Here is a 13,274-nt window from a genome sequence, read left to right as displayed (position 1 = left end):
TTAGTCCGCATGCGTTGGTATTTAAAAGCGATAGGCCCACGAAAAATCGTGGAATTTATCATACTTGTTGTGTTCGTTATCTTTTTCTTGGGCCCGCTGCTCAACCTAGCCATACTGGCTTTTACCGGCAAATGGACCTACCCAGACATCTTGCCGCACGAATGGTCACTGAAATGGTGGACATTTGTGTTAAAGCAGGAGGATATCGCGAAATCGATCGGCTTGTCGTTTATGATCGCATCCATCGTGACCGCTCTATCCATTGTTCTTTGTATCCCAGCGGCCTATGCGTTTGCTCGCATACGTTTTCCACTTAGTCGGTTCTTCCTGTTCTCGTTTCTATTGACACATGCTTTTCCGAAAATGGGACTTTATGTTTCGATCGCTGTACTCTTTTACAAACTGGGATTGATGAACACGTTGATCGGCGTTGTTTTGATCCATATGATCAATGTGCTCATGTTCATGACCTGGATTCCAACGGCTGCTTTCCGTAATGTGCATACAGCTCAGGAAGAGTCGGCCAGGGATGTGGGGGCGAGCCCGTTCCGCGTATTCCGCAGTATTACGCTGCCGATGGCAATGCCGGGTATTATCGTGGCTTCGATCTTTACGTTCCTTAATTCGCTGGATGAAGCCCAAGGTACTTTTCTGGTGGGCATCCCTAATTATAAAACGATGCCGATCGTCATGTACTCTATCATCAGTGATTATCCAGCCTACGCGGGTGCTGTATTTTCCATTATCTTGACAGCTCCGACGATTATCCTACTGTTGGCCGCGCAGCGCTTTGTAAGTGCAGATATTATGTCCAGCGGTTTCCAACTCAAATGACAATAGACCATTTAACAAAGCGTATGCTTCCGATGCGAGTTTTGTTTCGAAGTATCACTTAGAAGCAACGCTCAACAAAACTTTTAGGGGGCACATATGGACATTCAGCTTTCCGTTCAACAATTGACGAAGCGCTATAAAACAGGAGAAGGCGTAACAGGGATCAACCTCGATGTTCGCAAAGGCGAATTAATCACACTGCTGGGCCCATCAGGCTGCGGTAAAACAACGGTGCTTCGCAGCATCGGAGGGTTTCTCGACCCAGATTCAGGCGACATTCTCATTGAGGGCAAAAGCGTGCTAAAAGCACCTCCGGAGAAACGGCCGACTTCCATGGTGTTTCAAGGATACAATTTATGGCCGCATATGACGGTGTTTGACAACCTGGCATTTGGTCTCAAAATACGCAAGATGAAAAAGGCTGACATCGAAAAAGCTGTAAACGAAGTGCTTCAGCTGGTTCGCTTACCTGGAGCTGAGCTCAAATATCCGGGTGAACTTTCCGGGGGTCAGCAGCAGCGCATAGCGGTTGGGAGATCCTTGCTCCTTAACCCTGCCGTTCTTTTGCTGGATGAACCTTTTTCCGCACTTGATGCGAAGCTTCGTCACGAGATGAGAGAAGAGCTGCGAGAAATTCAATCCAAGACTGGTCTTACGATGGTATTTGTTACTCATGATCAAGAAGAGGCGTTATCGATTTCAGATCGCATTGTCGTTATGAACCAAGGAAATATTGAGCAAATTGCTACTCCGCAAGAAATTTACGATGAACCGAATACGTTGTTTGTCTCACAATTTATCGGCAAAATGAACTTTTTGAAAGGGGTGATCACGGCCGGCGGGTTGACCGTAGGGCATCTAAGTTTTCCAAATACAAAAAATCTGTCCGGGCAAGTAAATGTGGCAGTTCGACCTGAAGATGTGATGATAGAAGGTGAAGAGGGACTAGGCCTTTCTGGCGTGATCAAACAGGTTATGGTACTTGGGCATTATGCCGAAGTGTCCATCGATTTGCCAGCGTACGGCACAATTCGGGCGTTTCAACCACGGGATTTCGTCAAGGATCTTCATACAGGGCAACAAGTAAAAGTAAGCTTTGCAAAAGTTTTAGCCTATCCAGTAAGTTAGACCCATATCCCAAGGAGGAATTATCTATGTTTCGCAAGAAATCCGCTGTTATGTTAGTGACGTTAATGACCGCTACCGCCGCTTTTGTATCCGGGTGCGGCAGCTCTGCAACTCAAAGCACCAGTCCGGCCAAAGAGACAGCTGGTACGAAACAGCCTGTCGAGTTTAACTTCTATTTTACCGGCTCACAAAATGTAAAAGATCTGTGGGATACGCTGATTCCTATGTTCGAGAAACAAAATGCGGATGTTAAAGTGAAACCAGTCTACATTCCTTCAGGAACAGGCGCACAACCAACCTATGACCGCATTACAGCTGCAAAGCAAGCTAACAAAGGCTCAGGCGATATCGATTTATATGAAGATGGCTTGTCTTATGTAACTCGCGGCCAAAAAGATGGCCTGTGGGACACTTTACCAGGCGACAAAATTAAAAACTTGGCAAATGTAGATGAGAAAACGTTAAAAGATATCTCCAATCTCGCTATTCCTTATCGTTCATCTGCAGTCGTATTGGCTTATAACAGTGATAAAGTAAAGACGCCTCCAACTAATTTGGACGAATTGTATGATTGGATCAAGAAAAATCCGGCCAAATTCGCCTACAATGATCCATCCACAGGGGGTTCCGGTAATTCTTTTGTCGCGACAACTCTATATAAATTCCTGCCAGAAGAAGCTATTCATAATTCCGATCCAAGTGTTGAAAAAGGGTGGGATCCAGGCTTTGCACTGCTCAAGGAACTGGGGAAATCCGTATACGGCAAAGGTATTTATCCAAAGAAAAACCAAGGTACATTAGATTTATTGACAAGCGGTGAAGTGGATATGATACCGGCATGGTCAGATATGGTTCTTGAGCAATTGGCTAAAGGGCAGCTTCCAAAAACAACAAAAATGGCGCAAATTAAGCCAGGATTTAACGGCGGACCAACCTACTTAATGGTTCCTAAGCTATCTGAAAAGAAGGATGCGGTATATAAATTCTTGAACTTCGTTCTTTCATCTGAAGCACAAGCTGTGGTTGTAGACAAAATGCATGGTTTCCCAGGGATCAAGCTTTCGAATATGTCTAAAGAAATTCAAGACTCATTCAAAGGTGCATCCGAAGGATTCCGCTCCTTCAATATCGGCGAACTGGACAAAGATATGACCAAACGCTGGCAAAGTGATGTTGCTGCCCAATGAGTAAACAAATGAAAATGGGGATACTGGGATTGCTTCTGGTCATCCCCTCTTTTTTATTGCTCTTTGTCACTGTCGTCATTCCGATCATCATTTCGTTCAAAGAAAGCCTGACCAACAAGGCGGGCGGTTACGATTTATCCAATTATACGTATTTATTTACGGATAAGCTGATGCGCTCCAACATCATTTTTACGCTGGAAGTGACGATTATTTCGGTCATTCTAGTGCTAATTATCAGCTACGCGCTGGCGGCTTATATGAGATTCAATAACGGGACGATGGTGAAATGGATTCGCAACATGTACATGATTCCAATCTTCATCCCATCTGTCATCGCTACGTACGGTTTAATTCAATTGCTTGGCAACCACGGTTGGGTATCCCGAATGTTGCTTCTGGTTAACGGAGGGGACATGCCGCGAATTATTTTCGACATGAAGGGGATTATTATCGCTAATTTGTGGTTTAACATTCCTTTTACAACGATGCTGCTTGGCTCCGCCTTATCCGCTGTTCCCAATTCTATTATTGAAAGCGCGAAGGATGTAGGAGCACGTAGATTACAAATCTTCGTCCGTTTCATTTTGCCGCTTACGTATAAGACTTTGCTCGTTGCTGTTACTTTTGTATTCATGGGTGTGATCGGTTCGTTTACGGCTCCATTTCTAATTGGACCCAATGCGCCACAAATGCTAGGGGTATCCATGGAACAAGTTTTCGGCGTTTTCCAAGAAAAACAGTTAGCAGCGGCGATCGCATTCTTTACGTTCCTGCTATGTTCAGTAATGGGATACTTTTATATCCGCAGTATGATCACGGAAGAGAGTGCGAGGTCACGATGAATCAACTAATACTGGATGTACAAGGAGTTGTACATCCCAATTCCTCCAAAACGCATATTTCGTATCGCTTTCACTTAGGTACGCTGGGAGGCAAGTTAAGGATCCATTTTGCTTATGAACCTAAAAATTTAGAAGATCAGGAACAATCGAAAACGATGATTTTCGAGAGTATCGACAAGTACACGGAACCCAATCAGCGTGAGCGGATTCAGGCGAAATGGGAGTCCTTCCTACCGCTGAAAAACTTAATTACGGTGTCCGTCGACGACCCTGAACAGCACCGCGGTGCGGGACACCGGCATGATCCTGAGCAGCTGTTAGTTATAAGTGAACTGGAATCTTCCCCCGGCTTTGTCAGTGGTAAAATGCTAGCAGGCATGTGGCACGTTACGTTAAGTTTGCATGCGATTGTTACAGAAAGCTGCCGTTACACTTTGCAAATTCATCAAGAGGAGGAATAGCGGTATGCCCTGGATTGCTTGCGAATTACACAGCCATACGTTCCACAGCGACGGAAGACAAACACTCATGGAGCTGGCTAGTGGCGCAAAGACACTTGGTTTCGAGTGTATTGCGTTGACCGACCACAATACCATGACGGGTTTACATGATAAAGATGCCGTGGAGCTAGAAACCGGAATTTCGATCATTTCCGGGATGGAATGGACGACCTTTTATGGGCATATGGTTACGATTGGTCTGACCAATTTCGTTGATTGGCGCCCGGCGGGCCCAGACGATATCCATAAAGGAATTGCCGATGTTCATAGGAGCGGGGGGATTGTCGGAATGGCACATCCTTATCGCATAGGAAGTCCAATTTGTACGGGTTGCTTCTGGGAATTCAACATCGAAGATTGGAATGATATTGACTATATTGAGGTTTGGTCAGGTACGTTTCCTTCGATTAAAACGGACAATGACCGCGCTTATCGATTATGGACCGACAAGCTGAATGAAGGCTTCCGGATTGCGGCCACCTCAGGGCGAGATTGGCACGCTCAAGAGCATATGGATGAACCAGTATCGGTGACATATCTCGATATCGATGACGGGGAAGGGTCTGTGACGAATCGAGCGGTGCGTGCCCTCGCTGATGGCAAAGTATCGGTAACCATGGGACCCTTGGTAACGCTAGAAATTCGGACAGATAATGCATGCTACGGTGTCGGCGCCGTCGTTTCTCCGCAGGATCACTCCCACAGTTATAAGGTCCATGTAAACATAGATTTTCATGTGCGGAAAGAGATTTGGGATTTTCAGGAACCCCATTATACGCTAAACTTGATAGGTAATACCGGTGTTCTAAGCGAGCAATTCGTTACTATGGATCAGCCGAATTACGAGATTGAAATTTCTGGCGATGAACTTCTATGGATTCGGGCTGAGCTAAAAGGTATCGTTCGCGGAGTTCGCACTTTGATCGCCTTTACGAATGCTATATATGTGGATCGATGAAAGGGAGTGTTGGTAGCATGGGTTATCGATTTCCGCTCATAACTGCTCACTGCGGCAGCATGAACACGATAGATCATACGCTCGAATCGGTGCAAACGGGGCTTAGGCTCGGTGCAGACGTGGTCGAGGAAGACGTTAGAGTGACGAAGGACGGCATCCCTGTTTTGGCTCATGATGATGAATGGGTTACCGTGGATGGTTTGATATTGTCCATTTCGCAAATGACTTTTGAAGAATTAAAAGAGCTTCAGTTCGTGGTCACTCATGGTGAACAACGTGAAACGATTCAAATTTGCAGACTGGAAGACATGCTGCCACTTATCCAAGCTTCAGGTAAAGTCGTGAATTTGGATCTGAAAGTGGACGAGAGTATCGAACCTGTTGCTGCTTTGGTGAAGCAATATGGGATGTTAGAGCATGCTTTTCTATCCGGCTGTGGAATGGATCGTGCGATGTTAGCAGAGCGATTACACCCAGAAATGCGCAAACTGCTGAATACAGACCACGACCTTTTTAAAACACTTCCATATCGAGATGCTATGGTGCAAACCTGCGAGGATGCACTTGCAGCCTCCTGTTTCGGTATCAACATCCATTACAGCGTCGTGAGCCAAGAGTTAATGGACTATACCTCATCTCTAGGGCTGCCGGTTTATGTATGGACTGTGAATGAAGAAGATCTAATGATGCAGGTTGCCGATTTGGGCGTTGCCTCCATAACCACGCGAAATGTTACAGCTCTGGTGCAATTGAAGCAAAAGATGCGTGGTGAGTGTTTATGATTGAAATCTACGCCCATGAATTCAAACTTGCTAGTGAGACACTTAAGGCCAAAATGCTGAGCGGTGAAGTTAAAGCGGGAAGCGCCTATTATCAAGCCATCCTTCCTTTATTGGAGCTGCTCCAGCAGGTTTGCCCTGAGCAATCCGAATATTCGGCCTGGCGGGCGGAATATTTCCATCTTGATGGAAATTTACGACGCGCGGGCGAGCAGTATAAGCGTACGCTGGAATTGGCTCCACCGCAGCCGCTGGAAGAGCGCGAAATTCGCTTTATTCGCAAATTTTGCCCGATGTTACTTACAACGCCGCTCGAGTGTTTTCCTCTAAAGGATGTGGTAGCTGTTCATCATCCAACACTTCCACTTATTGGCTACCATTTGTTTTGGGAAGACGATTATGATTTCCCTGACGATTATGAGCCATGTGATCATGAAGAGATTTGGGTTGCATACGATCCACACACGGAAGCCGTTACGAATGTGCTGACTTTTTTTCATAGTAGTGTCATCGAATCACAGGTCGCCGTACAGGAGGCGCAAGAAAATAACGGGCGCCCAATCGTGCGCATTGAGTGGGGGAAACACGGTTCCCTTCTAAGAGGTTGGGAGAACTTAGTGATTCCGATTAAGGAAGTCACTGCCATGGAGTGGCTGCAGGAAACTTTTGAGCAGGTGAAAGCTGGCGGGCGTGTCCCCGATCATCCCTTGAAGCGGCATTGGCCGAAAGGATTCGAAGGTGACTTTGAAGCCTTTACTAACTTCTCGGTTCCGGTCGATCCGCTGCAATTTCTTGATCAAAAGCCTCTGATTTTCAAATCACTATGGGTAAATGCTATTATATATACAGAGGGGCTGCTGTACAATTTCCATCCGAAGATGGAATGGCCGCAACGCTTTCAGCGCATTTAATTCAGACCTCTCTGGGGGATACGATGAGAATTCAACTTGAAACAGACCTTTGTAAACTATTTAATATTCGTTTTCCGATCTTCCTCGCGGGAATGGCGGGAGGCCCTGGAACTGTTGAGTTGGTGGCAGCTGTCTCTAACGCAGGCGGACTTGGGACACTAGGGGCTGCCTATATGACGCCTAGTGCAATCCGCAAGGCAATTCGGGAGATCCGTCAGCTAACGGATGCGCCATTTGGGGTGAATTTATTTTCAATTCAAATGTCGGACAAGAATGAAAGAACGAAGGAAGTTCAGCGACAGCTTAACCAGGTAAGAGACCATCTTGGAATAACGCATGCAACCGAGGAACTCGTGGTAACTCCAGATCATTTTGAAGAACAGTTTGCGGTAGTGTTGGAAGAAAAAGTGCCTGTCATTAGTACGGCATTTGGTGTTCTTCCTGAACCCCTAATGCGACAAGCTAAATCGGCTGGCATGCGAATAGTCACCATGGTGACCACGGTTAATGAAGCTATCTTGGCCGAGCAGTCCGGTTGTGATGCCATAGTTGCACAAGGAAGCGAAGCGGGGGGACATCGGGGAACATTCGACATTTCGAATCATCCTATGGGTGCAAACATCGGAACGTTTGCACTGGTACCGCAAATAGTTGATTGTGTTCAGATTCCAGTCGTTGCCGCTGGAGGCATAATGGATGGTCGCGGGCTTGTCGCCGCCCTCGTTCTTGGAGCGCAAGGTGTACAGATGGGTACGCGCTTTTTGACTGCGATTGAATCAGGTGCTCATGTCTCCTACCAGGAGGCACTATTAAAAAGTACAGAAGAGAGCACAGTCATTACCAAGGTGTTCTCGGGTCGACCAGCGAGAGGGGTACGCAACCTTTTCATTAAACAATGGGATGCGAGCAGCGTAGAGCCACTTCCTTTTCCTACGCAAAATACCGCTACACGGGATATTAGGAATGCTGCCGCTAGTCAAAGCAATGCCGACTATATGTCCTTATGGGCAGGACAAGGTACAAGAATGCTTACTTCTGGACAAAAAGCGGAGCATATCGTTGCTGAAACGATCCAACAGGCCATGTCCATATTATCGATGTAAAGTTAAGGAGATTCGAAATAAAGCGGGCTCTCCCAAAAGGTAAAAGGGGCGCAGAAAAACAAAAAAATGAGGCGGCAAGGTTAATCTTGCCGCCTCATTTTTTTTGTTTTTCTGTACATTGTAAATTTAAGTCACCCGATCTCTATTTGGCGGAACGTCGATGCGCTATTTTGGAAATCTGCGCTTGAAATCGAATGAGAGGAACGAGGGGATGCTATTTGATCAAAAAAGCATGATCCAAAGGCAAAAACCGCGAAATAACGCTACTACGTTCCGCATTCTCCTAATTTCGGTGTTTTTCGCCCAAATAACGCATCGTCGTTCCTCATCCTCATGATTTTGGAGGGGCTCGACCAAAAAGCAGATCGACGCTCCCTCTCAGCCAATTCTAGTTACCATGCATAGTAAAGCTTACTTATGAATCCATACTAATCCAGCAGAATTATCTTTAGCTTCACCGACAACTCGGAACTTCAATCCATAATTCGGTACAAGGCGTCCAGCGTCTGGAATTAATGAGTTCATATAGCTCTTGGAATCGGAGAATTCCTCTACACCTTGCAAGGATTTATAATTGAACTCGCCTCTGGTCGGGTTGTTGATGTACCATGAAGGCGTCTTGTCCAAGGAGAAGGCCGCATCCGCAACTTGATAACGTGTCGTTTGCGCGACGGAATCCTGTCCATCTTTTTTGAATACTAAAGCGTCAGAGTGAGAATCGACTACGCCAAGGAATCCTTGACCTGGATGGATACCGACCCAGTTGTCTAGATAACTGTCATCTGCATACCAAACGACAAGTCCTGTATTGTATTTGACACCACGGCTGTAGGCAAGAGCTTTATCGGCTCCAGCGTAGTTTCTCCATTCCAGATAGTAATAGTGCTTCTTAAGTTCTACACCATTCGATACGACAAAGCCGTCCAGGTTCAATTTAGCAGCGCCTTCAGCATCGTCTGAGAATACGACTTGACCATTTACGGTTAATTTCGCATTATCCATTGCAAAACCATTCAATGCGAGTCCACCATCCGTGACGTAGTCAAAGTGGAGGGTAACTTTTTTGCCGGCAAAATGGCTTAAATCGTAGGACTTGTCTACCCAAGCTCCGTTTGTAGTTTCCGCGCGTGCGTCGCCGTTCGTATCATTGTCACCAATGATATCAAGGGTAACTTGCTCATTATAAGTTGATGCTGTAACCGTTAAGTAGTCATACTCAAACTCGACATCATATAAGGTTTTAAAATCAAATGTAGCGGTTTGTGCTTGAGTTAAATCAAACTCAGGAGTTGAGAGTGTGGTATGAAGGTTATCGCCTTTTGTACTATAATAATAGCGTGCACCGAATGCTGGTTGAATGCCAGGAACTGATTTATCCGGCAAATTGACTTTAACAATACCTGGGTTTTTCGACTTCGTTACACTTTGATCAATGATGGCAGCTGTACCTAATTTCGTAATGTCTGCGGCATCAATCTCACTCACATTTGCCCAGTTTCCGCCCATTGTCTTCTGGAAGAAATCTTTATTTTGTGGTGAAAAAGAGCTAGGTGTTGTGCCGGCAATTTTACCATTCCAACTACCGCCGCTCATGATGGACCAAGAAGCAACGGGCTCCCCCTGTCCAGTATACTGGGTATCGTACTCATCTGGCAGTCCTAAGTCATGACCGTACTCATGAGCAAAAACACCTACTGCACCATCTTCAGGCTGAATGGTATAGTCGTAAGCAGCCATACGGCCACCCCAATAATCAACCCCTGCAGTTGTGCCTGCAATAGGATACACTCCATTTAAAGTCCAACGGTGAGACCAGATGGCATTATCGCCTAATTGTCCGCCACCAGCTTCTTGACCTGTTCCTGCATGAATGATCATCAAGTGGTCAACTAAACCATCGGGTTCGTTTTGGTCGCCATCCCCATCCAAATCGTACAAGTCAAACTTGTCATAATCCGCTAAATTAAGGCCAGTTGCTACTGCCGCATTTAGAGCATCTTTCACTAGATCACGAGGCCCTATAGGGTTTAAGTTATCATGACCGCCAGCTGGGTTGTCATCTCCGTATTGGGCAGCTTGACCAGGAACGGTTAACCAATCGGATACGTATCCATTTACGGTATAACTGCCACCAGATTGTTCTTCGTAATACTGTTTGAAGGTTTGGATTTTAGAACCATCAAATAAGGTGAAATCAGTATTTCCAAACATGAGCTTCTGATAATGATCACGGTTGAAATCGTTTGCAAACATGTAACCAGGCTCTTGTTTTACGTTGTTATGCTTGAAGTCAGAGAATTCAGTCAAAAGAACGAGTACTTTATCTTCACGAACAGGACCGTTGTATGTATCTTGTTTTGCAGAGGGGACGGGTAAGCCGTTTGGATTACCTTTTTTGAAGTTCTCTTGGCCTTTGTTCAGTTGGGAAAACAGCTTGGTTTTCTGCTTGGCTATAAAATCCTTTGACTTTTTGTCTATTTCATCATGATTTGTGTCTTCTTTTGATTTAACACTTTTATTGTTTTTAGCTGATACGTATGATTTGACGGCTTTGGCTATCTGCTCAGGCGTAGCACTTTTGCTTAACAGCCCTCTGTCCATTAACCCTTTTGCCAAACGCTCATCGTCTAAAATATTAAAATCTACCGGCGGTGCTTCAAGTGCCTCTGAGTAGTTTGATTCTGCTGCGAATGCAGATGATGTTGTGAAAAGTCCTGCTGTTAAACTAGTTGCTAGTAAAAGTCTAGTGATTTTCAAGGTGCTTTTTTTCAAAATGAAACCTCCCATAATAGAGTATGAAACCAACCTATTAATTTAACCAATGGTATATTAAAATTAAATAATAGTTTGACTATTCTAGTAAGTGCTTTTAGTCCTGCGTAGTTTGACCCATATATTTCCTATTTCGACTATTTCCTTGATTTTTCGCAGCATTTTGATGTGACAAAAATGTGCGTTCGACACAGTCAAATTGTTCTCTTTTATTTTCTACTAGACTCTAGTATACTGAACCTGAATTTTTAAGACGGGGGGATTCAAAGTGGAAATTTCGAAATGGATTACGAATGTCCGTGTTGTCGCTGAGACAGGAATCATAGAACAAGGTTCGGTATGTGTGGAAAATGGACGGATCACCGCGATTGTGGAAGGTGAGCTCGTTCACTCGGAGGGGCTTGATATTCTCGATGGGGAGGGTAAGCTGCTAATTCCTGGCATGATCGACGTCCACATTCACGGGGCGAAAGGTTATGACATGATGGATGGCACCGTTCGGAGTATCGAAGTCGTATCAGAAACATGTGCTGCCACGGGTTGTACGTCATTCTTGGCTACGTCGGTAAGCTCCAAAATGGAGGATTTACTGCGAATGATCTACACTGTCAAGCAAGTGGCAGGTAAGGAGCGGGGCGCGTCCATTGTCGGGATTCATACGGAAGGTCCTTATTTGAATATAAAACGAAAAGGGATGCAGAATGAAGCCTTTCTTAGGCATCCGGATATGACGGAAATGGAGCGGGTCGTGGAGCAAGCGGGCTCTCTGTTGAAAATGGTCACCATCGCACCTGAGCTCCCTGGTGGGATGGAGCTTGTTACTTACCTGCGAGAACGTGGAATTATCGTGGCGATTGCACATTCCGACGCTACATATGACGAAGCAACAGAGGCTTTCCGTCTGGGGGCAAGCCATATTACGCATTGCTTCAACGGCATGCGCCCGATTCACCACCGTGACCCGGGTCTGGTTGTCGCTGCTTTTGAGCAGCCGCATGTTAGCTTGCAAGCGATTGTGGACCATGTACACCTTCATCCCGCAATTGTACGCTTGATGCATAAGATCAAGGGAGCGGAAGGGATGGTTCTTATCACAGACGCGCTCCATGCGATGGGGCTGGGCGACGGGGACTATCAATTTGGCGGGCACGCCGTGAAGGTCTTTGGAGGAGTCGCACAATTGCAGGACGGAACACTCGCTTCCAGTACAGTAACGATGAACGAGGCATTGAGAAATACTGTTGAGCTAGGCATATCCCTAGAGGATGCTGTTACTATGGCGTCACGAACACCTGCGGATTTGCTAGGTCTACCGCAGAAGGGCAGGATCGCCCTTGGCGCCGATGCCGACATGGTCTTGTTGGATGACAAATTCCAAGTTGCATGGACGATGATCGGTGGCAGGATTTACAGTCAGACGAGCTAGCGAGTATACAAGTGATGCATGAAAATCTCCCCATCTAATGGATGCGGGAGATTTTTAGATGCTCCTAGACTATGACATTTGGCTAAATAAGTAATCAAAAAGCTAATCTTAACAGGCTAGCTTTTTTTTGTGCAACAATGATATTCTGGAACAAATATAGTATAAAGGGAGATTAAGGAATTGAACAATTGGAGGCTAATCCTTGAGAAAAAACATTAAAATCATCGGCATTATGATCGTACTCACTTTGAGTTATATCGTTATCGCGCCCTATCAATATAACATGACAGCCTTGCAGTTTTACGTGGTAACCGTTGGATGTATATTGCTTTCATGCCTGCATGTCTTCCTATTCGCCAAAAGAATTACACTTGGAAATGGTGTGGGTATTGTATTTCTCCTATCCATCATCATCTTCTCACTGGTAGAAATTCACCATCAAATCCCCAATTTAAGAATCAAGCAAATGATCGAACCCTATGTGCATAACGCGCCAATCAAAATGATAGGATACGATACATCTCAATCGGCTTCTCTGCCAGGTGATCCTAGCAAAAATGAGTTAAGCGAAGCCCAAGGATCTAGAACTATATTTCTAGAAAAAGCGATAACTCCTGGAAAAAATGTGGTTAGATATACGTTTGTGTTTAAAAATCCTCTTTTTATGAATCGTGTCGATGTATCTCGGAAAGCTTGTATTGATGGCTTCATTTTATGTAATTATTATTATATAGGCGTTGTTATTATCGACCCAGATAATAACGAGTTAATCGCATTTTCAGTAATGAATAAAGGGGTAGGGAAGTAAGCTGTCATTGAAATCGGAATCCATCT

The 13,274-nt window shown here is 45.2% G+C and carries 12 protein-coding genes; 11 read left to right on the top strand and 1 reads right to left on the bottom strand.

Annotated features, from left to right (window positions below; translation table 11 throughout):
• The first annotated feature begins 9 nt into the window (after positions 1-9).
• The 9 genes from GC102_RS13015 to GC102_RS12975 all read left to right on the top strand — a co-directional run bounded on the left by GC102_RS13015 (position 10) and on the right by GC102_RS12975 (position 8,242).
• The gene (locus tag GC102_RS13015; RefSeq protein ID WP_171689923.1) at positions 10-834 is read left to right on the top strand and encodes an ABC transporter permease; all 825 of its coding nucleotides are present in this window, start codon (positions 10-12) and stop codon (positions 832-834) included.
• Positions 835-930: 96 nt separating this feature from the next.
• Positions 931-1,962 (top strand): ABC transporter ATP-binding protein, encoded by a 1,032-nt coding sequence (locus GC102_RS13010; protein ID WP_171689922.1) that lies wholly within the window; start codon positions 931-933, stop codon positions 1,960-1,962.
• Between the two features lie 26 nt (positions 1,963-1,988).
• Entirely contained in the window at positions 1,989-3,149 is a 1,161-nt protein-coding gene (locus tag GC102_RS13005; protein ID WP_171689921.1) for an extracellular solute-binding protein, read from the top strand.
• Positions 3,146-3,991, top strand: coding sequence for an ABC transporter permease (locus tag GC102_RS13000; RefSeq protein WP_171689920.1), 846 nt, complete (start codon positions 3,146-3,148; stop codon positions 3,989-3,991). The genes GC102_RS13005 and GC102_RS13000 overlap by 4 nt, the downstream gene beginning before the upstream one ends.
• Positions 3,988-4,452 (top strand): hypothetical protein, encoded by a 465-nt coding sequence (locus tag GC102_RS12995; RefSeq protein WP_171689919.1) that lies wholly within the window; start codon positions 3,988-3,990, stop codon positions 4,450-4,452. Before GC102_RS13000 ends, GC102_RS12995 begins: the two co-directional genes overlap by 4 nt.
• A gap of 4 nt (positions 4,453-4,456) precedes the next feature.
• Positions 4,457-5,449 carry a CehA/McbA family metallohydrolase gene (locus tag GC102_RS12990; protein ID WP_171689918.1) on the top strand — a complete coding sequence of 331 codons (993 nt, stop codon included), beginning with the start codon at positions 4,457-4,459 and terminating at the stop codon, positions 5,447-5,449.
• A gap of 17 nt (positions 5,450-5,466) precedes the next feature.
• Positions 5,467-6,231, top strand: a complete 765-nt coding sequence (locus GC102_RS12985; protein WP_171689917.1) for a glycerophosphodiester phosphodiesterase — start codon at positions 5,467-5,469, stop codon at positions 6,229-6,231.
• A complete protein-coding gene (locus tag GC102_RS12980) occupies positions 6,228-7,139 on the top strand; it encodes a hypothetical protein (protein ID WP_171689916.1) in 912 nt (303 codons plus the stop codon). Before GC102_RS12985 ends, GC102_RS12980 begins: the two co-directional genes overlap by 4 nt.
• Before the next feature lie 23 nt (positions 7,140-7,162).
• Positions 7,163-8,242 carry an NAD(P)H-dependent flavin oxidoreductase gene (locus tag GC102_RS12975; RefSeq protein WP_171689915.1) on the top strand — a complete coding sequence of 360 codons (1,080 nt, stop codon included), beginning with the start codon at positions 7,163-7,165 and terminating at the stop codon, positions 8,240-8,242.
• 411 nt (positions 8,243-8,653) lie between these two features.
• Here the strand turns inward: GC102_RS12975 and GC102_RS12970 are convergent, their stop codons facing one another.
• Positions 8,654-11,014, bottom strand: coding sequence for an immune inhibitor A domain-containing protein (locus GC102_RS12970; RefSeq protein WP_376769368.1), 2,361 nt, complete (start codon positions 11,012-11,014; stop codon positions 8,654-8,656).
• Positions 11,015-11,282: 268 nt separating this feature from the next.
• Here GC102_RS12970 and nagA point away from each other — a divergent pair, with 268 nt between their 5' ends.
• A complete protein-coding gene (gene nagA / locus GC102_RS12965) occupies positions 11,283-12,440 on the top strand; it encodes an N-acetylglucosamine-6-phosphate deacetylase (protein WP_376769367.1) in 1,158 nt (385 codons plus the stop codon).
• A 202-nt stretch (positions 12,441-12,642) separates the two neighbouring features.
• A complete protein-coding gene (locus tag GC102_RS12960) occupies positions 12,643-13,248 on the top strand; it encodes a hypothetical protein (protein ID WP_171689913.1) in 606 nt (201 codons plus the stop codon).
• Positions 13,249-13,274: the final 26 nt, after the last annotated feature.

This window comes from Paenibacillus germinis (genome assembly GCF_013141785.1).
GTDB classification, from domain to species: Bacteria; Bacillota; Bacilli; order Paenibacillales; family NBRC-103111; genus Paenibacillus_E; species Paenibacillus_E phytorum.
This window is presented reverse-complemented; position numbering and strand designations above follow the sequence as displayed.